Source organism: Streptomyces sp. NPDC006430 (genome assembly GCF_040612395.1).
In the GTDB taxonomy this organism is placed as follows: Bacteria; Actinomycetota; Actinomycetes; order Streptomycetales; family Streptomycetaceae; genus Streptomyces.
The window spans coordinates 231,670-251,395 of the sequence record NZ_JBEXQA010000010.1 but is presented as its reverse complement, the minus strand read 5'-3'; the positions used below and the strand labels follow the sequence as shown (position 1 = coordinate 251,395).

Annotated in this window: 14 protein-coding genes; 7 read left to right on the top strand and 7 right to left on the bottom strand. The window is 71.1% G+C overall.

Annotation, left to right across the window (positions count from 1 at the left end):
* Window positions 1–215 precede the first annotated feature (215 nt).
* Window positions 216–1,265, top strand: coding sequence for a DUF916 domain-containing protein (locus ABZZ20_RS17930; RefSeq protein WP_356870454.1), 1,050 nt, complete (start codon window positions 216–218; stop codon window positions 1,263–1,265).
* A gap of 200 nt (window positions 1,266–1,465) precedes the next feature.
* Here the strand turns inward: ABZZ20_RS17930 and ABZZ20_RS17925 are convergent, their stop codons facing one another.
* The 4 genes from ABZZ20_RS17925 to iolC form a co-directional block, all read right to left on the bottom strand.
* On the bottom strand, window positions 1,466–2,965 hold the full coding sequence (locus tag ABZZ20_RS17925) for a CoA-acylating methylmalonate-semialdehyde dehydrogenase (RefSeq protein ID WP_356870452.1): 1,500 nt from the start codon (window positions 2,963–2,965) through the stop codon (window positions 1,466–1,468).
* 13 nt (window positions 2,966–2,978) lie between these two features.
* Complete coding sequence (iolD, locus tag ABZZ20_RS17920; RefSeq protein WP_356870450.1) at window positions 2,979–4,847, bottom strand: 3D-(3,5/4)-trihydroxycyclohexane-1,2-dione acylhydrolase (decyclizing); 1,869 nt, start codon at window positions 4,845–4,847, stop codon at window positions 2,979–2,981.
* Window positions 4,848–5,084: 237 nt separating this feature from the next.
* Window positions 5,085–5,936 carry a 5-deoxy-glucuronate isomerase gene (gene iolB / locus ABZZ20_RS17915; protein ID WP_356870488.1) on the bottom strand — a complete coding sequence of 284 codons (852 nt, stop codon included), beginning with the start codon at window positions 5,934–5,936 and terminating at the stop codon, window positions 5,085–5,087.
* Between the two features lie 7 nt (window positions 5,937–5,943).
* Window positions 5,944–6,867, bottom strand: coding sequence for a 5-dehydro-2-deoxygluconokinase (gene iolC / locus ABZZ20_RS17910; protein WP_356870486.1), 924 nt, complete (start codon window positions 6,865–6,867; stop codon window positions 5,944–5,946).
* 80 nt (window positions 6,868–6,947) lie between these two features.
* Between iolC and ABZZ20_RS17905 the strand changes: the two genes are divergently transcribed.
* The 3 genes from ABZZ20_RS17905 to ABZZ20_RS17895 all read left to right on the top strand — a co-directional run bounded on the left by ABZZ20_RS17905 (window position 6,948) and on the right by ABZZ20_RS17895 (window position 9,389).
* Window positions 6,948–7,862, top strand: coding sequence for a sugar phosphate isomerase/epimerase (locus tag ABZZ20_RS17905; RefSeq protein WP_356870448.1), 915 nt, complete (start codon window positions 6,948–6,950; stop codon window positions 7,860–7,862).
* A gap of 20 nt (window positions 7,863–7,882) precedes the next feature.
* A complete protein-coding gene (locus ABZZ20_RS17900; RefSeq protein WP_356870446.1) occupies window positions 7,883–8,893 on the top strand; it encodes a Gfo/Idh/MocA family oxidoreductase in 1,011 nt (336 codons plus the stop codon).
* Between the two features lie 295 nt (window positions 8,894–9,188).
* The gene (locus tag ABZZ20_RS17895; RefSeq protein ID WP_356870444.1) at window positions 9,189–9,389 is read left to right on the top strand and encodes a MerR family transcriptional regulator; all 201 of its coding nucleotides are present in this window, start codon (window positions 9,189–9,191) and stop codon (window positions 9,387–9,389) included.
* A gap of 102 nt (window positions 9,390–9,491) precedes the next feature.
* Here the strand turns inward: ABZZ20_RS17895 and ABZZ20_RS17890 are convergent, their stop codons facing one another.
* The gene (locus ABZZ20_RS17890) at window positions 9,492–11,768 is read right to left on the bottom strand and encodes an MMPL family transporter (protein ID WP_356870442.1); all 2,277 of its coding nucleotides are present in this window, start codon (window positions 11,766–11,768) and stop codon (window positions 9,492–9,494) included.
* Window positions 11,769–11,899: 131 nt separating this feature from the next.
* Between ABZZ20_RS17890 and ABZZ20_RS17885 the strand changes: the two genes are divergently transcribed.
* The 3 genes from ABZZ20_RS17885 to ABZZ20_RS17875 all read left to right on the top strand — a co-directional run bounded on the left by ABZZ20_RS17885 (window position 11,900) and on the right by ABZZ20_RS17875 (window position 15,471).
* The gene (locus ABZZ20_RS17885) at window positions 11,900–12,646 is read left to right on the top strand and encodes a TetR/AcrR family transcriptional regulator (protein ID WP_356870440.1); all 747 of its coding nucleotides are present in this window, start codon (window positions 11,900–11,902) and stop codon (window positions 12,644–12,646) included.
* A 157-nt stretch (window positions 12,647–12,803) separates the two neighbouring features.
* Window positions 12,804–13,043: a heavy-metal-associated domain-containing protein gene (locus tag ABZZ20_RS17880; RefSeq protein ID WP_356870438.1), complete on the top strand. Its 240-nt coding sequence runs from the start codon at window positions 12,804–12,806 to the stop codon at window positions 13,041–13,043.
* A gap of 136 nt (window positions 13,044–13,179) precedes the next feature.
* The gene (locus tag ABZZ20_RS17875) at window positions 13,180–15,471 is read left to right on the top strand and encodes a heavy metal translocating P-type ATPase (protein ID WP_356870436.1); all 2,292 of its coding nucleotides are present in this window, start codon (window positions 13,180–13,182) and stop codon (window positions 15,469–15,471) included.
* 393 nt (window positions 15,472–15,864) lie between these two features.
* Here ABZZ20_RS17875 and ABZZ20_RS17870 read toward each other — a convergent pair whose 3' ends face one another.
* Entirely contained in the window at window positions 15,865–17,154 is a 1,290-nt protein-coding gene (locus ABZZ20_RS17870; RefSeq protein ID WP_356870434.1) for a citrate synthase, read from the bottom strand.
* A 182-nt stretch (window positions 17,155–17,336) separates the two neighbouring features.
* Window positions 17,337–19,580, bottom strand: a complete 2,244-nt coding sequence (locus ABZZ20_RS17865) for an ATP-dependent RecD-like DNA helicase (protein ID WP_356870432.1) — start codon at window positions 19,578–19,580, stop codon at window positions 17,337–17,339.
* Between the last annotated feature and the right edge of the window lie 146 nt (window positions 19,581–19,726).

Genomic DNA, 19,726 nt, shown 5'->3' with positions numbered 1-19,726 from the left:
CATGCCCGGCATCCCGGGCATGGGCGGCGGCCCCGGCCGGCAGAAGAAGCAGGTCAAGCCCGAGGCGCCGCACCACCCTTCGCTGTCAGCTCCTCCCCTCCCGTCCCCGCCGCGTCCCCCGCCCCGCCACTTCCCTCGCCCCGCCACTTCCCTCGCCCCGCCACTTCCCCCGCCCCGCCGCGTCCCGTCACCTCGCGCCGACTGGAGAACCGCCCATGCGCCGCCGTCGCACCCGCATCCCCTCGTACGGCCTGCTCCTCGGCCTGTTGCTGCTGGTCGCGGGCCTGCTCCTGCCGGCCGCGACGGCGACTGCCGCGGACAACGGCACCTGGGGGGTGTTCCCGACACCGCCGGCCGGTGCCCCGATGACCGACCGCGCGTACTTCTTCCACCAGGGCGCGGCCGGAACCACGATCAGCGACAGCGCGACGATCCTGAACTCCTCCGACCAGGAGCTGACCTTCCAGATCTTCGCCACCGACGCCGTGAACACCCCGGTCGGCGGCGCCTTCGCACTGCTCCCGGTGGACCAGAAGCCCAAGGACGTGGGCGCATGGATCGTGCTGCCGCCCGAGACCGCGACCACGGTGACGGTGCCGCCCAAGGGTCGCAAGGACGTCCCGTTCACCGTGAAGGTCCCGCAGGACGCGACCCCGGGCGACCACGTCGGCGGGATCGTCGCCCTCAACACCGCCGTCGAGGGCGTCCAGCAGGAGGGCAAGGTCAAGGTCGGGGTGAAGCGGCAGGTGGGCTCCCGGTTGTACTTCCGGGTACCGGGGCCCGTCACGCCGGGGCTGAGCGTGGAGGACGTGACGGTCAGTCGGTCCGCGCCGCTGCTGCCGTGGATCAAGGAGGCTCGCGCCACGATTTCGTACGCCCTGGTCAACCGGGGCAACGTGGTCGTCGAGCCCAAGGTGGCCCTATCCGCCGAGGGGCTGTTCGGCCGCACGGTGCTGGACCGGCCGGCTCGCGAGCTGAAGCTGGTGCTTCTGCCGGGCCAGCGGATCGAGCTGACCGAACCGTGGCCGGACGCACCGCAGTCGGACTGGGTCACCGTGAGGATCTCGGCCGGTGCGTCGGCCCATCCGGAGCTGGCTCCGGAGTCCGAGACGGAGTTCGTCGCCGTTCCGTGGCCCGCTGCCGGCACGCTCCTCGTCCTGGCAGGATCCGCCGTCGCCTTCACGGCCGTGCGGCGCCGCCGCGGCCGGCTCGTGAACGACGGCGAACGGACCGAACCGGCGGCGGACTTCGCCGGCACACGCTGACCCGCTGACCCGCGGGCCGCCGGGCCGCCGGGCCGCCGCCCCATTGACCACGACGGCTGCGGCAGAGGTCCGGCCCCCGGTCCGAAGGACGGGGCCGGGAGCGGGACTCGCCCCCCGCGTGAGGGTTGCGGGGGGCGAGCCTGGTCTCCGGTCCTTCGCTGCTGCGGTCCTGCGAAGGGCGTGCGGGACGGGGTGTGCGATCAGTGGTTGCGCGGGAAGCCGAGGTCCACACCGGCCGGGGCCTCGGACGGGTCCGGCCAGCGGGTCGTGACGACCTTGCCGCGGGTGTAGAAGTGGACGCCGTCGTTCCCGTAGATGTGGTGGTCGCCGAACAGCGAGTCCTTCCAACCACCGAAGGAGTGGTAGCCCACCGGCACCGGGATCGGCACGTTGACGCCGACCATGCCCGCCTCGATCTCCAGCTGGAAGCGGCGGGCAGCGCCGCCGTCGCGAGTGAAGATCGCGGTGCCGTTGCCGAACGGCGAGGCGTTGATGAGTGCCACGCCCTCCTCGTAGGTCTCGGCGCGCAGCACGCACAGCACGGGGCCGAAGATCTCGTCGCGGTAGGCGTCGGAGTCGGTCTTGACGTTGTCGAGCAGCGACAGGCCGATCCAGTGGCCCTTCTCGAAGCCGTCGACGGTGTACCCGGTGCCGTCCAGGACCACGTCCGCGCCCTGGTCGGCCGCGCCCTTCACGTACGAGGCGACCTTGTCGCGGTGGGCGGCCGTGATCAGCGGGCCCATCTCGGAGGTCGGGTCGTTGCCCGGGCCGATCTTGATCTTCTCGGCGCGCTCGCGGATCTTCTCGACGAGCGTGTCGCCGATGGAGCCGACGGCGACGACGGCGGAGATCGCCATGCAGCGCTCACCGGCCGAACCGTAGGCCGCCGAGACCGCCGCGTCGGCAGCCGCGTCCAGATCGGCGTCCGGCAGCACCAGCATGTGGTTCTTGGCGCCACCCAGGGCCTGGACCCGCTTGCCGTTGGCGGCGGCGGTGGTGTGGATGTGGCGGGCGATCGGCGTCGAGCCGACGAAGGAGACGGCGGCGATGTCGGGGTGCGCGAGCAGCGCGTCGACGGCGACCTTGTCACCGTGGACGACGTTGAGCACGCCGGCCGGCAGGCCGGCCTCGGACGCCAGCTCGGCCAGCTTGTTGGCGGCCGACGGGTCCTTCTCGCTCGGCTTGAGGATGAAGGTGTTTCCGCAGGCCACGGCCAGCGGGAACATCCACATCGGCACCATCGCCGGGAAGTTGAACGGGGTGATGCCCGCGACCACACCGAGCGGCTGGCGGATGGCGGCGACGTCGACCCGGCTCGAAACGGAAGTCGAGAGCTCGCCCTTGAGCTGCGTGGTGATCCCGCAGGCCAGCTCGACGATCTCCAAGCCGCGCGCCACCTCGCCGAGGGCGTCCGAGTGCACCTTGCCGTGCTCGGCGGTGATCAGCTCGGCGATGGCGTCGCGGTTGGCGTCCAGCAGGGCGCGGTAGGCGAACAGCACCTTGGTGCGGGCGGCCAGCGAGGACTGGCCCCAGGTCTGGAAGGCCTCCTTGGCGACCTGTACGGCCGCGTCGACCTCGTCGGTCGAAGCGAGCGCGACCTGCGTGGTGACCTCGCCGGTGGCCGGGTCGGTGACCGGGCCGTAGTTGCCCGACGCGCCCTCGACGGTCTTGCCACCGATCCAGTGGTTGACGGTCTTCATGCCTATTGCTCCTTCACAGATGGCGACGTCGCTGCGCGGCTTGCCGGTCGTACTCTTCGCGGGCCTCGTGCGCCGACGTACGGGTCGCGGTCTCGGCCACAGGAACATCCCACCACGCCTGTGCCGGGGGCGGGCCCGACACAGTGTCGGGTGTTCGGGTCTGTGCGTAGACACATGTGGGGCGGTCCGCCTCACGCGCTTCGACGAGGGCTTTCCGCAGGTCACCGATGGTGCGGGTGCGGATCACGGCCATTCCGAGGGAGGCGGCGTTTGCTGCGAGGTCCACCGGCAGGGGTGCGCCGGTGAACGACCCGTCGTCCGTCCGGAAGCGGTACGCGGTCCCGAAGCCCTCGCCCCCCACGGCCCCGGAGAGGCCTCCGATGGAGGCGTAGCCGTGGTTGTCGAGGATCACCACCTTGATCGGGATTCCCTCTTGTACGGCCGTGACGATCTCGGTCGGGTTCATCAGGTACGTGCCGTCGCCGACGAGTGCCCAGACCGGGCGGCCGGGGGCCGCGAGCGCGGTGCCGATGGCCGCCGGGATCTCGTAGCCCATGCAGGAGTACCCGTACTCCACGTGGTACTGGTCGACCGAGCGGGCCCGCCACAGCTTGTGCAGGTCGCCGGGGAGGGAGCCGGCGGCGTTGATCAGGACGTCTTCGACGTCGACCAGGCCGTCGAGCAGGCCGAGCACCTGCGCCTGGGTGGGCGCCGCGTCCTCGTCGGGCACCGCGTACGCCCGGTCGACCAGCCGCTCCCAGCTGCGCTTGCGCTCCGTGTACGCCGTCACGTACGCGGGGTCCACGCGGTACCCGGCAGCCGCGGCCAGGAGGGCTTCCAGACCCGCCCGCGCATCGCAGACCAGTGGGCGGGCGGCGAGCTTGTGGGCGTCGTACGGATCGAGGTTGAGCCCGACGAACCGGACGGCGGGGTTCTGGAAGAGGGTCGCCGAGGCGGTGGTGAAGTCCGTCAGCCGGGTCCCGGCGGCGATCACCAGGTCGGCGCCGCGGGCCAGTTCGTCGGCGGTGGCGGTCCCGGTGTGCCCGATGCCGCCCACGTCGGCGGGATGGTCGAACGGGAGGGCCCCCTTGCCCGCCTGCGTGGAGGCCACCGGGATCCCGGTGGCCTCGGCGAACTCCGCCAGGGCGGCCTGGGCCCCACTGTGCCGGATTCCGCCGCCGGCGACGACGAGGGGGCGCGCGGAGCCCCGTAGGGCCTCTGCTGCCTGCGCGAGTTCTACCTCGTCGGGCCGGGGCCGGCGTACGCCCCACACGCGCTCGGCGAAGAACTCGGGCGGCCATGCGTACGCCTCGGCCTGGACGTCCTGCGGCAGCGCCAGGGTCACCGCGCCGGTCTGGACGGGGTCGGTGAGCACCCGCATGGCCTGGAGGAGGGCCGGGATCAGTGCCTCGGGGCGGGTGATGCGGTCGAAGTAGCGGGAGACGGGCCGCAGCGCGTCGTTGACGGAGACGTCGCCCGCGTACGGAACCTCCAGTTGTTGCAGTACGGGATCGGCGGGCCGGGTGGCGAAGGCGTCGCCGGGCAGCAGGAGGACGGGGATCCGGTTGATGGTGGCGAGGGCTGCCCCGGTGACGAGGTTGGTGGCGCCGGGCCCGATGGAGGTGGTGACGGCGTGGGCGGAGAGCCGTCCGCTCTGGCGTGCGTACCCCACGGCGGCGTGCACCATGGCCTGCTCGTTGCGTCCCTGGAGGAAGGGCATCTGGCGTGGGCCCGTCTCCAGGAGGGCCTGCCCGATACCGGCGACGTTCCCGTGCCCGAAGATCCCCCAGGTGGCGGCGATCAACCGGTGGCGGTGGCCGTCGCGCTCGGTGTACTGGTGGGCGAGGAAGCGCACGAGGGCTTGCGCGACGGTGAGTCTCATCCGGTCTCGTCCTCCGCTCGTTGAAGTGCTCTCCTGGCTGAAGGCCGGGAGGTTCCTGCTTACCCTGCGGTGGCGGGCTTGACGCGTTTGGCGCGCCTGACGACTGCACGGTGACCGTCCGGTGCATGGTGACCGTCCGGCCCCATGCCTCCGCGCTGATGGAGCGGTTCAGGCGCTCCGCGCCCCCGGCCAAGGATGGCCTTCACCCCGCCCCGAAGGGCGGAGAACTGGCCAAGATCAGAGGTAGAAGGGCAGCCGGGGGTCGACGTCCTGGTCGGACCAGGTGTCCCGGATCCAGCCGTGGTCGGGGTGGTCCCGGATCAGCCACTGCCGGGGCTGGTCAGGTGGACCGGCCATCACGTTGAGGTAGTACATGTCGTGCCCGGGGGCGGCGATGGACGGTCCGTGCCAGCCGTCCGGGATGAGGACCGCGTCGCCAGTCCTCACCTCGGTGAGGATGTCGGTCTTCCCGCCGGGGGACGGGGTGACACGCTGATAGCCGAGGCCGGGCGTGGCCCCGTGCGGGGCGATCTCGAAGTAGTAGATCTCCTCCAGGCGGGATTCCTCACCAGGGTGGTGCTCGTCGTGCTTGTGAGGCGGGTACGAGGACCAGTTCCCGCCGGGGGTGAGCACCTCGACGGCGATGAGGCGGTCGCAGGCGAAGACGTCGGCGGCGGCGAAGTTGTTGACCTGGCGGGAGCAGTGGCCCGCGCCGCGCAGTTCGACGGGTACCTGCGCCGCCGGGCCGTACCGGGCCGGCAGGACGTTGTCGCAGCGCGCTCCGGCGAGGGCGAACCGCCCGCCGGAGGCGGAAGCGATCCGGGCACGTGCGTCGCGGGGAAGGTACGCGAAGTCGGTGGCGGCCCCGAACACCCCTGTTCGACCGTGCAGTTCGAACGTCCGCGAACCGTCGTCGGGGCTGCGCCTGCCACTCGGGGAAGCGGCGGAAGGGCGGGGCGGGGACGGCTCCGCGCAGCGGACCTCGCAGGCACCGGCCAGCGGGAGCACGATCCACTCCGCGTCCCCGCACTCGTGCGCGTACGTCTCCCCCGGCTCCAGCACGAGGACCCGCAGCCGGGTGAATTCCATCTCCCGCTCACAGAGCACCGGCACCGGCGAGCACCTCCTCCACTTCCTCGGCGTACGGCATCGCCGCCGAGCACGCCAACCGCGACGCCACGATCGCCCCCGCCGCGTTCGCGTAGCGGATCACCTGCGCCAGGTCCCAGCCCGCCAGCAACCCGTGGCACAGGGCCCCGCCGAACGCGTCCCCCGCCCCCAGCCCGTTCACCACCTCCACCGGCACCGGCGCAACCTCCGCCGTCGTCCCGTCCCGCCGCATCGCCAGTACCCCGTCCGGCCCCTGCTTGACCACGGCAAGCTCCACGCCGGCCGCCAGCAGCGCCCGCGCCGCCGCGCGCGGCTCGGACTCGCCCGTCGCGATCGCGCACTCCTGCGCATTGCCGACCGCCACCGTGGCGAGGCCCAGCGCCCGCGCGTACGCGTCCCCCGGCTCCCCGTCCCACAGCGTCGGCCGCCAGTCCAGGTCGAAGACCGTCGTCCCGGACTTCGCCCGCGCCTCCAGTGCGGCCAGGGTGGCGGACCGGCTCGGCTGTGCGCTCAGCCCCGTCCCCGTCATCCAGAACACCCGTGCGGCGCGCACCGCCTCCAGGTCCACTTCATCCGGTTCGATCTCCAGGTCGGGGGCCTTCGGCAGTCGGTAGAAGTACAGGGGGAAGTCGTCCGGCGGGAAGACCTCGCAGAACGTCAGCGGGGTCGGGTACCGCGCCACCTCCCCCACCCACCGGTCGTCCACCCCGAACCCCCGCAGCTCCGACCGCAGATAGGCCCCGAAGGGGTCCGCGCCGGTCCGGGTGATCACCGCGACCCGCCGTCCCAGCCGCGCCGCCGCGACGGCGACGTTGGTGGGCGAGCCGCCCAGGAACTTTCCGAAGGTGTCCGCCTCCGCCAGCGGTACGCCCGTTTTCAGCGGGTAGAGATCCACCCCGATCCGCCCCATCGTGATCAGGTCGAACGCGACATCGTCCGCGGTGGTCACAGAAGGTCCTCCCACTCGTCTCGCACCCTAAGGTGGCCGTCATGACGTCCTCCCCGCCCGCGTTGACCCGTATCCGCATCGGTTCGGCTCCGGACTCCTGGGGTGTCTGGTTTCCCGACGACCCCCGGCAGACGCCTTGGGACCGCTTCCTCGACGAGGTCGCCGACTCCGGGTACGAGTGGATCGAACTCGGCCCCTACGGCTACCTGCCCACCGACCCCGGCCGCCTCACCGAGGAGACCGCCAAGCGGGGCCTGCGCGTCTCGGCGGGCACCGTCTTCACCGGACTTCATCACGGGCCCGCCGTCTGGGAGGAGACCTGGGAGCACGTGTCGCGGATCGCTGCGCTCACCGCGGCCATGGGCGCGGAACACCTCGTGGTGATCCCCTCCTTCTGGCGGGACGACAAGACGGGCGAGGTGGTGGAGGACCGCACCCTCACCCCGGCCCAATGGCGCGAACTGACCATGCAGACCGAGCGCCTGGGCCGGGAGATCCAGGACCGCTACGGGCTGCGGATCGTCGTCCACCCGCATGCGGACACGCACATCGACACCCCGCAGAACGTGGCCCGCTTCCTGGACTCCACCGACCCGGCGCTGGTGTCCCTCTGCCTGGACACCGGGCACTACGCGTACTGCGGCGGCGACAGCGTCCAGGCCATCGAGACCTTCGCCGAGCGGATCGGATACCTCCACCTCAAGCAGGTCGACCCGCGGATCCTCGCCGAGGTCGTCGCGGAGCGGTTGCCCTTCGGGCCCGCCGTGGCCCGGGGAGTGATGTGTGAACCTCCGGCGGGGGTCCCCGCGCTGGAACCCGTGCTGGCGGCTGCCCAGCGCCTCGACGTGGACCTCTTCGCCATCGTCGAGCAGGACATGTACCCGTGCCCGCCCGACCGGCCCCTGCCGATCGCCCGCCGCACCCGCGCCTACCTGCGCTCCTGCGGCGCCCGCTGACTCCCCGGAGGGAACACGTCATGAGCACGCTGGGCATTGCCGTCATCGGGACGGGGAAGATGGGCGCCGACCACGTCCGCCGGATCGGGCGCACGGTGGGTGGGGCTCGGGTGGTGGCCGTGGCCGACCCGGACGGGGACCGGGTCAAGGCGGTCGCGGCGGGCCTGGACGGCGCGAGCGCGCACACCGACCCGGCCGCCGCGATAGCCGCACCCGGGGTGGAAGCCGTACTGATCGCCTCGCCCGGGCCCGCCCACGAGGAGGCGATCCTGCACGCTCTGTGGCGGGAGTTGCCCGTGCTGTGCGAGAAGCCGCTGACACCGGACCCGGCGGGGGCACTGCGGGTGATGGAGGCGGAGCAACGGCTGGGCCGGCGTCTGGTGCAGGTGGGGTTCATGCGCCGGTTCGACGCCGAATACGAGCGGCTCAAAGAGCTGTTGGACGCAGGCGGGATCGGCCGCCCCCTGTTCCTGCACTGCCGGCACCGCAATGCTTCCTCGCCCTCCTTCTTCACCAGCGACATGCTGATCAGCGATTCCGTGGTCCACGAGGTGGATGCGGCACGCTGGCTGCTGGGGCAGGAGGTCACGGCGGTGTCCGTGCTCTCCCCGACGCCCAGCTCGGCGGCTCCCGAGGGGCTGCGCGACCCCCGATTGGTGCTGCTGGAGACCTCGGGCGGGGCGATCATCGACGTGGAGATCTTCGTCAACTGCGGGTTCGGCTACGAGGTCCGGTGCGAGGCGGTCGGTGAAGCGGGCAGCGCCCAGATCGGCGACGGGCAGGCGATGGTCGTCCGGTCCGCGGGCCGCCGTTACGGCGAGATCCCCCAGGACTTCACCGTGCGTTTCGCCGACGCCTACGACCGCCAGCTGCGGCGCTGGGTGGCCGCAGCCGCGCGGGGCCGGGTGGCCGGGCCCGACGCCTGGGACGGCTATGCGGCGGCAGCCGTCTCGGAAGCGGGGATCGCGGCCGCGCGCAGCGGCGTGCGGACCACAGTGGAGCTGGTGGAACGGCCCGCCCTGTACAGCTGAGCGACCTTCCGGCCCCCACCCACTCCCCTCGACCCCCTCGACCGTCCCCCGGACTCCCTCGTCCGGGGGCACCCCCGGCGTGCCTCCGGCGTGCCGCTTCTGTCACAAGGGTCGCCCTTGTGTCACACATATCCTCGTTATGCGGGTTTTCTGTCACAGCCAGTCGACAGCCCCTGCCCCGTCCTCGCCCTCCGTCGTTCTCCGGACACAACCTGAGTGATCGTCTGTGTCCACGCTCCGGCTCCCCCGACGGCCTCCCGGCCGGCCCCGCGCCGTGGACAAGGAGGTGTGGTCGATGAGCGACCGACAGCTGTGGTCGTACAAGGAGATCGCCGCCCATATCCGGGTTCAGCCGGACACGGTGCGCTCGTACCGCAAGCACGGGCTGCTTCCCTCCCCCGACCACGTGGAGGGCGGCAAGCCCTACTGGTACGCCGACACCATCCGCACCTGGGTGACCCGCCGCCCCGGCAACCGGGGCCGCCGCGAGGACTGACGGTCGCCGCGCCGCTCCGGTGGACGGACCCGACTGGCCCTTCCACGGGAGCGGCCACCGCGCCCGTAACAACTCCCGGCCGCCCCCGACCGGGACCCCCCGCTAGCGGCTGCCCGCCGGTATCCGATCCGGTTGCGGCACCTGCTCGGGTGCCTGCCCTGGCGCCTCGGGAACGATCACGGACTCCCCCTCGCTCACTCCGAACCGCTCGTGCAGTCGCCGCAACGGACCCGGCGCCCACCAGGTGGCCTTCCCCGTGAGCTTCATGACCGCCGGCACCAGGAGGCTCCGTACGACCAGCGCGTCCATGAGCACGGCCAGCGCGATCCCGAGACCCAGCATCTTGGTGTTGGTCACCCGGGAACTGCCGATGGCCACCATCACCACCGCGAGGATCACAGCTGCCGCGGTGATCAGCCCGCCCGTGCGGGCCAGTCCGGTGCGCACCGCCCCCTCGTGGTCCCCGGTCCGCTCGTACTCCTCCTTGATACGGGATATGAGGAACACCCCGTAGTCCATGGAGAGCCCGAAGGCGATGCAGAACATCAGCACGGGCAGCGTGGTTTCGATGTCGCCGGTGGAGGTGAACGAGAGCAGTCCGGAGAGGTTGCCCTCCTGGAAGACCCACACCACCGCCCCGAACATCGCCGTCAGACTCAGCCCATTGAGCAGCACTGCCTGGACGGGGATCAGTACGCTCCCGGTGAGCAGGAAGACCAGCAGCAGCGTGGCCAGTACCACCAGGGCCAGAGCGGCCGGCAGTCTCTCGGCTATCGCCTTCTGGGCGTCGACGAGAACCGCTGCTTGTCCGGTCACCGCAGTGTCGAAGGGGGCGTCCACCCTGCGTACTTCGCCGACGAGTTCCTGGGCCTGCTGTCCGACGGCCTCGCCCTCGGTGGCCACCGAGAAGTAGGCGTACCCCGTCCCTGCCCCGGCGCCGACCGGCCCCTCCACCCGCACCCCGGGCAGGGCTGCCAACCTGTCCCGGTAGGCGGCGAGGTCGGCAGGGTCGGCCGCCCCTTCCGCCAGCACGATCAACCCGGCGCCGGGGCTGCCCGGGAAGCCGTCGCGGATCTGCTGCTGGACCAGGTGGGACGGGGCGGACTCCGGCAGCTGCCGGTCGTCCACGGTGCCGAACTTCACCCCGAGGAAGGGCAGCCCGAGGAGCAGCAGCCCCGCCGTGGTGGCCACGGCGAACACCGGGGCTCGGCGCATCACCAGCGCGGTCGCCCGCGCCCAGCCCCGCCCCGCCCCGACGGCTGCGCCCTGCGCTCCGGCGCCGGACCCGGACCGGTCCCGGCGCCATATGCGCCGCAGGTCGAGGGAGTTGACCCGCTCACCGAGCAGCACCAGCGCCGCCGGCAGCAGGATCAGGGCGGCAGCCGCAGCGAGCAGGACCACCGCGACGCCTGCATAGGCGAAGGACCGCAGGAAGTACATCGGGAAGAACAGCATCGCCGAGAGGGAGACGGCCACGGTCAGCGCCGAGAAGAGCACCGTACGCCCGGCGGTGCGCAGGGTGGCCCCCACGGCCGCCACCGGATCCCGTCCGGCCGCCAGCTCCTCGCGGAACCTCCGCACGATGAACAGGGCGTAGTCGATGGCGAGTCCGAGACCGAGCGCGGTGGTCAGGTTCTGTGCGAACACGGAGACGTCGGTGAACTCGGTGAGACCGCGCAGCACGGCATTGGTGCCGAGGATGGCGATGATGCCCACGCCCAGGGGCAGCAGCGCGGCCACGGCGCTACCGAAGACGATGATCAGCAGAACGAGCGTCACCGGCAGGGCGATCACCTCGGCGCGCAGCAGGTCCTCCTGGATGGTGGTGGTCACCTCGCGCTGGACCGCGACCGGCCCGCCGAGGGAGACCCGCACCGGCCCGTGCTCACCCTTGTAGCGCGGGGCGATCCGCTCCAGGACCGTGGCGCGGGTCTTCTCGTCGCCCAGCACGCGGGCGGCGATCAAAGCCTGCCGGCCGTCCTCGGAGCGCAGGGCGGGCAGGTGCGTGCGCCAGTACGAGCTGACCCCGGCCACGCCCTCTTCGGTGGCGAGTTGCGCGGTCAGCCGCTCGGCTTCGGCGGCGACGGCGGGATCGTCCACCCTGGCCGACGCCGCCCCGGCGCCGCTGTCCACCAGGAGCAACAGATTGGGCTGGGAGCCGGGGAACTCGCGCTCCAGGACCTTGGCGGCGTACGTGGACCGGGCGTCCGGATCCTCCCATCCCCCGCTGCCCATCCGGTCGGCGACGCCACCGCCCGCGAGGACGGCCAGTGCCGTGACCACGAGGGCGAGCAGCAGCGAGAGCCGCGGCCGGGCCGTGACGAACCGGGTCCACCGCCCGCTCTCCCCTGGCGACGGCGGTTTTTTGACTTCGGACATGACTCGGTGTCCCCTTCACCGTGATTGCCAGGCAACTTAAACTGGCAAACACGAGCAGTCGCTCGCGTTTCCCAAGAATGCGAGCGCCCTCTCGCGTTTGTCAATCGCCCACGAGAAGCAAGGGACGGGACATGCCGGAGAGGCCCCAGGCCGATAACGCCAAAAAGGCCATCGAAACGGGCCGCGGAAGGGTCGCCGCCACGCCTGCCACGCCTGCCACGCCTGCCACGCCTGCCGCCCCGCACGCCGCCAAGCCCGCAAAGAAGGCCGCCAGCCCGCGCCGCCAGGCCCGTGGGGAGCGTCGGATCGCCCAGCTCCTGACAGCCGCCGCCAGCGTGTTCTGCCGCACGGGCTACGCCGCGGCCAGCACCAACGCCATCGCCCGCGAGGCCGAGGTCTCACCGGGCACGCTCTACCAGTTCTTCCCGAACAAGGAGGCCATCGCCATCGAGCTCGGCGGCCAGCTGCTCCAGCGCGCCCACGAGATGCACGGGCAGGCCTTCCTCCCCGAGAACCTGAACAAGCCCCTGCCCGAGCTGCTCGACGCAGTCCTGGACCCGGTCATCGCCTTCAACTGCGAGAACCCTGCCTTCTGGGCCCTCATGCACGGCTCCGGTATCCCCGGCATCACCCAGGAGCACGAGGAACTGCACATCGGGCTGCTGACCCGGGTCGAGGGCATCCTGCGCACCTTCTGCCCGGACGGCAGCACCGAGGAGCTCACCCACGTCTCCCACATGATCCTCGGCATCTTCAAGGCCTCGCTCGACCTGATCCTGGCGAGCGAGGGCGCCGAGCGCGCCGCGTACGTCGCCGAACTGAAGACCGTACTGCTGCGCTACCTGGCACCGATGGTCACCGCGCCCCACCCCCACTGACCGGGATCGGCGCGCGGCGCGTACGGAACGGGCCGGAAGTGGCGGCAAACTCTCGCATTGATACCCCCTAGGGGTATAGTCTGTTGAGTGTCGGGAGGACGGTGGAGTGACACCGCCGCCCCCGGCGACCGGATACGCCTTGAACGAGGAGAACGACATGACCGCCGAGACGGACACCCAGACCACCACCGTCTACCGGGTGACCGGCATGACCTGCGGCCACTGCGAGGGCGCGGTGACCACCGAGATCTCCGCCCTGCCGGGCGTCAGCTCGGTCAAGGCCGTCGCCGCGACCGGCGAGGTGACCGTGGTCTCCGCCGCCCCGCTCGCCGAGGAGGACGTCCGCGCCGCCGTGGACGAGGCCGGGTACGAGTTCGCCGGCCGGGCCCAGGCCTGAGCCCCGAGCGCCTCCCCTTCCGCAGGATCGCGCAGCAGCACTTCCCAGTACCCCGCAGCACTCCGCAGCACCCGCCGGGTCGTGCCGGCCAGCTCATACTGGTTCCGTACGACCCGGCCCTCCCCCTGGAGCCGGAATGAGCAGCAGCACCGTGCACGACGGACCCATAGCGGTGGCCACGAAGGCCGACACCACCGAGGTCGAGCTGACCATCGGCGGGATGACCTGCGCCTCCTGCGCGGCCCGCATCGAGAAGAAGCTGAACCGGATGGACGGGGTCACCGCCACGGTGAACTACGCCACCGAGAAGGCCCGCGTCTCGTACGGCGACGGCGTCGAGGTCGCCGACCTGATCGCGACCGTGGTCAAGACCGGATACACCGCCGAGGAGCCCCCACCGCCGATTCCGGAGCCGGCCCCGGAATCGGGAGCCGCACCGGCCGGGGCCGCGGTACTCGACCCCGAGCTGTCCGCGCTGCGCCAACGGCTGCTGGTCTCCGCCGCGCTCGCCCTCCCCGTCGTCCTGCTCTCGATGGTCCCGGCCCTCCAGTTCGACAACTGGCAGTGGCTCTCACTGACCCTCGCCGCCCCCGTGGTCGTCTGGGGCGCCCTCCCCTTCCACAAGGCCGCCTGGACGAACGCCCGGCACGGCGCCGCCACCATGGACACCCTCGTCTCGGTCGGCACGCTCGCCGCCTTCACGTGGTCACTGTGGGCCCTGTTCTTCGGCCACGCCGGAATGCCCGGCATGCGGCACGGCTTCGATTTCACCGTCTCCCGCACGGACGGCTCCTCCGCGATCTACCTGGAGGTCGCCGCCGGCGTCGTGAGCTTCATCCTGCTCGGCCGGTACCTGGAGGCCCGCTCCAAGCGGAAGGCGGGCGCGGCCCTCAAGGCGCTGCTGGAGCTGGGCGCCAAGGACGTCGCCGTGCTGCGCGAGGGACGGGAAGTACGCATCCCGGTGACGCAGCTCGCGGTCGGTGACCGGTTCGTCGTCCGACCCGGCGAGAAGATCGCCACCGACGGCACGGTCGTCGAGGGCGGTTCCGCCGTGGACGCCTCCATGCTGACCGGCGAGTCGGTCCCGGTCGAGGTCGGCGTGGGCGACTCCGTCACCGGCGCCACCGTCAACGCCTCCGGCCGCCTCGTCGTCGAGGCCACCCGGGTCGGCGCCGACACCCAGCTCGCCCGGATGGCCAAGCTGGTCGAGGAAGCGCAGAACGGCAAGGCCGAGGTCCAGCGCCTCGCCGACCGGATCTCCGGGGTGTTCGTGCCGGTCGTCCTCGCGCTGGCGCTCGCCACCTGGGTCACCTGGCTGCTGATCACCGACAACCCCACCGCCGCCTTCACCGCCGCAGTGGCCGTCCTGATCATTGCCTGCCCCTGCGCCCTGGGCCTGGCCACCCCGACCGCACTGATGGTCGGCACCGGACGGGGCGCACAGCTGGGCATCCTGATCAAGGGGCCCGAGGTACTGGAGTCCACCCGGCGCGTCGACACGGTCGTCCTGGACAAGACCGGCACCGTCACCACCGGCCGGATGACCCTGTCCGGCGTGCACACCGCAGCCGGGACGGACGAGTACGAGCTGCTGCGCCTCGCGGGCTCCCTGGAGCACTCCTCCGAGCACCCGATCGCCCGGGCCATCGCCGCCGGGGCTGCCGAGAAGGCGGGCTCCCTGCCGGTTCCGGAGTCCTTCGAGAACCTCGCCGGGCTCGGCGTGCAGGGCGTCGTGGACGGACACGCGGTCCTGGTGGGCCGCGAGCAGCTGCTGGCCGACTGGTCCATCGCCCTGCCCGCCGCCCTGGCCGAGGCCAAGAGGGCCGCCGAGGCCGCGGGAAGCACAGCCGTCCTGGTGGCCTGGGACGGGGCGGCGCGCGGGGTCCTGACCGTGGCGGACGCGGTCAAGGAGACCAGCGCCGAGGCGGTGTCCCGGCTGCGGGCGCTGGGACTGACCCCGGTCCTGCTGACCGGCGACAACAGGGCCGTGGCCGAGACGGTGGCCGCCGAGGTGGGCATCGACGAGGTGATCGCCGAGGTGCTGCCGCAGGACAAGGTGGACGTGGTGCGCCGGCTCCAGGCCGAGGGCCGTACCGTCGCCATGGTCGGCGACGGGGTCAACGACGCGGCTGCACTGGCCCAGGCGGACCTGGGCCTGGCCATGGGGACCGGCACCGACGCCGCGATCGAGGCGGGCGACCTGACCCTCGTACGGGGGGACCTACGGGTCGCGGCGGACGCGATCCGGCTCTCCCGCCGGACCCTGGCCACCATCAAGGGCAACCTGTTCTGGGCGTTCGGCTACAACGTGGCGGCCCTGCCGCTCGCGGCTGCCGGCCTGCTCAACCCGATGATTGCGGGGGCCGCGATGGCGTTCTCCTCCGTTTTCGTGGTGAGCAACAGTCTCCGGTTGCGATCCTTCCGCTAGGGACCCTCCTCCCCACTCTGCGCACACTTCCTTCACAGGAGACGCAGATCACAGTGAAGGCAACGTAACCATCCGGCGCCGCAGTGGGTCTAATGGGGCGGTGCCAGGAACGTCTTGGGGGACGTTCGCGGGGGTCTTGGGGGACGTCCGAGGCATCAGCCGGCCGGGACGCGTGCCCAACGGGGTGCTTTGAGCGGCCCTCCCGACCTGTGCGGGTCCCGGCAGACACCCAACCGGAGTGCACCACCCGTGCACTCCCCGCCGACGCCCCGGCTCGGGTCCCGTGGGGGGAATCCGTTCCGGGGAAATGGAAAGCGCCCCGATCGTCGACCCGTGGGGGGATCGACGGCGGGGCGCTTTTCGCTTGGCTCAGGGCCTCGGTGGAGCCTCGGGTCAGCGGGCCTCGACCGGGACGAAGTCGCGCAGGACCTCGCCGGTGTAGATCTGGCGCGGACGGCCGATGCGGGAACCCGGCTCCTTGATCATCTCGTGCCACTGGGCGATCCAGCCGGGAAGGCGGCCGAGCGCGAAGAGCACGGTGAACATCTCGGTCGGGAAGCCCATGGCCCGGTAGATCAGGCCGGTGTAGAAGTCCACGTTCGGGTAGAGGTTGCGGGCGACGAAGTACTCGTCGGCCAGCGCGTGCTCTTCCAGCTTGAGCGCGATGTCGAGCAGCTCGTCGCTCTTGCCGAGCGACGAGAGGACGTCGTGCGCCGCAGCCTTGATGATCTTCGCCCGGGGGTCGAAGCTCTTGTAGACGCGGTGCCCGAAGCCCATGAGGCGGACACCGTCCTCCTTGTTCTTCACCTTGCGGATGAAGGCGCCGACGTCGCCGCCGTCGTTCTTGATGCCTTCGAGCATCTCCAGGACGGACTGGTTGGCGCCACCGTGCAGCGGGCCCCACAGGGCCGAGATGCCCGCGGAGATCGAGGCGAACATGTTCGCCTGAGAGGAGCCGACCAGGCGCACGGTGGAGGTGGAGCAGTTCTGCTCGTGGTCCGCGTGCAGGATCAGCAGCTTGTCGAGCGCCGAGACCACGACCGGGTCCAGGTCGTACTCCTGGGCCGGCACGGAGAAGGTCATGCGCAGGAAGTTCTCGACGTACCCGAGGTCGTTGCGCGGGTAGACGACCGGGTGGCCGACCGACTTCTTGTACGCGTACGCCGCGATCGTCGGCAGCTTGGCCAGCAGCCGGATCGTCGAGAGGTGGCGCTGCTTCTCGTCGAACGGGTTGTGGCTGTCCTGGTAGAACGTCGACAGCGCGCTGACCACGGAGGACAGCATCGCCATCGGGTGCGCGTCGCGCGGGAAGCCGTCGTAGAACCGCTTCACGTCCTCGTGCAACAGCGTGTGCTGGGTGATTTCGTTGCGGAACGACGCGAGCTGGTCGACGGTCGGCAGCTCCCCGTTGATCAGCAGGTAGGCGACCTCGATGAAGGTCGAACGCTCGGCCAGCTGCTCGATCGGGTAACCGCGGTAGCGCAGGATGCCCTGCTCACCGTCGAGGTAGGTAATCGCGGACTTGTACGCAGCGGTGTTGCCGTAGCCGCTGTCCAAGGTGACGAGCCCGGTCTGGGCCCTCAACTTCGAGATGTCGAAGCCCTGGTCACCGACGGTGCTTTCGACCACCGGGTAGGTGTATTCACCGTCCGCGTACCGGAGTACTACAGAGTTGTCGCTCACGTCATCCCTCACCGACGTAGTGCCTCTTCTTCGAGGTGCCCTGACTGCCTCTACCTTCCCCCATTTGGCGCAGGAAAGTGCACTCGGGGTCGGCCTTTGGTCCGTTTGACGGCACTGAGTGCCTTCAACCTGCTCATCCTGCCCCGTCCGCCGGGTGGCGGGAACCCCAAATGATCGATCATTTAGGTGATGTTGCCCACCGGTATGCGGCCGGACAGCCGGGGAGCGACCGCGGTGTACCTCCTACCTGCGGAAACCGTGCGCACCGCCTGGCCGAGTGCCTTGCGGGACCCGACCAGGACGACGAGCTTCTTCGCCCTGGTCACGGCCGTGTAGAGCAGGTTGCGCTGGAGCATCATCCAAGCCCCGGTGGTGACCGGGATCACGACCGCCGGGTATTCGCTCCCCTGGGAACGGTGGATGGTGACCGCGTACGCGTGGGCCAGCTCGTCGAGCTCGCTGAACTCGTAGCCGACCTCCTCGTCCTCCTCCGTGCGCACCGTCAGGCGCTGTTCGTCCGGATCGAGGGCTGTCACCACGCCGACCGTGCCGTTGAAGACGCCGTTGGCGCCCTTCTCGTAGTTGTTCCGGATCTGGGTGACCTTGTCGCCGACCCGGAAGACCCGGCCGCCGAACCGCTTCTCGGCGAGGTTCGGCCGGGCCGGCGTGATCGCCTGCTGGAGCAGGCCGTTGAGGTTCCCGGCGCCCGCCGGGCCACGGTGCATGGGCGCGAGCACCTGGATGTCGCGGCGCGGGTCGAGTCCGAACCGGGCGGGAATCCGCCGGGCGGCCACGTCCACGGCGAGCCGACCGGCTTCCTCGGTGTCCTCCTCGGGGAACAGGAAGAAGTCCGGCAGCCCGTCGGTGATCGGTGGCAGGCCGGTGTTGATCCGGTGGGCGTTGGTGACCACGCCCGACTGCTGGGCCTGCCGGAAGATCCGGGTCAGCCGGACCGCGGGCACCGGACCGCCCTCGGCCAGCAGGTCCCGCAGCACCTCGCCGGCACCGACCGAGGGCAGCTGGTCCACGTCCCCGACCAGCAGCAGGTGTGCCCCCGGGGCCACCGCCTTGACCAGTTTGTTCGCCAGCAGGAGATCCAGCATCGAGGCCTCGTCGACGACCACCAGGTCCGCGTCCAGCGGCCGGTCCCGGTCGTAGGCCGCGTCCCCGCCCGGCTTGAGCTCCAGCAGTCGGTGCACGGTGGAGGCCTCGGCCCCGGTGAGTTCCGAAAGGCGCTTCGCCGCCCGGCCGGTGGGCGCGGCGAGCACGACCTTCGCCTTCTTGGCCCGGGCCAGCTCCACGATCGAGCGCACGGTGAAGGACTTCCCGCAGCCCGGCCCGCCGGTGAGGACGGCCACCCGGCGGGTCAGCGCCAGCTTGACGGCGTCCCGCTGCTCGGGGGCCAGCTCGGCCCCGGTGCGCCCGGCCAGCCAGCCCAGCGCCTTGCCCCAGTCCACGTCCTGGAATCCCGGCATCCGGTCCTCCTCGGCGTTCAGGAGCCGGCGCACCTGGCCCACCAGCGACAACTCGGCCCGGTGGAACGGCACCAGGTAGACGGCGGTCAACGGCGGCCCTCCCTGCGGATCGGGCACGGGTTCCCGTACGACGCCCTCCGGGTCGGCGGCGAGCTCGGCCAGGCATTCGATGACCAATCCGGTGTCGACCTGGAGCAGTTTGACCCCGTCGGCGATCAGCCGCTCCTCGGGCAGGAAGCAGTGCCCCTGGTCGGTGGACTGGGACAGGGCGTACTGGAGCCCGGCCTTGACCCGCTCGGGGCTGTCGTGCGGAATCCCGACGGCCTGGGCGATCCGGTCGGCCGTGAGGAAGCCGATGCCCCACACGTCGGCCGCGAGTCGGTAGGGCTGGTTCTTGACCACCGAGATCGAGGCGTCCGCGTACTTCTTGTAGATCCGGACCGCGATGGAGGTGGAGACCCCGACGCCCTGGAGGAAGACCATGACCTCCTTGATCGCCTTCTGCTCCTCCCAGGCGGCACCGATCAGCTTGGTCCGCTTGGGGCCGAGCCCGGGCACCTCGATCAACCGCTTCGGCTCGCCCTCGATGACGTCGAGGGTGTCGGTGCCGAAGTGGTCGACGATCCGCTCGGCGATCTTCGGGCCGATGCCCTTGATCAGGCCGGAGCCGAGGTAGCGACGTATGCCCTGGATGGTCGCGGGGAGCACGGTGCGGTAGTTCTCCACCGTGAACTGCTTGCCGTACTGGGGGTGCGAGCCCCAACGGCCCTCCATGCGCAGCGATTCGCCGGGCTGCGCCCCGAGCAGGGAGCCGACGACCGTGAGCAGGTCCCCGCTGCCACGGCCGGTGTCGACCCGGGCGACCGTGTACCCGCTCTCCTCGTTGGCGTAGGTGATGCGTTCGAGCACCCCCTCGACCACCGCCAGTTGCACTGCCCCGTTGGTTGCCATGGCACGAAGCTACCGCCCGGCGCCGACAGCCCGTCAGCCCTGTGGACAACTCAGAAGAAACCGGGAACGGCAGGCACGACTGGGAGGGAGGGAGAGTAGGGAGCCGGAACGGGGCGTGACCGGGGCGGCAACCCAGAAGGGGATCC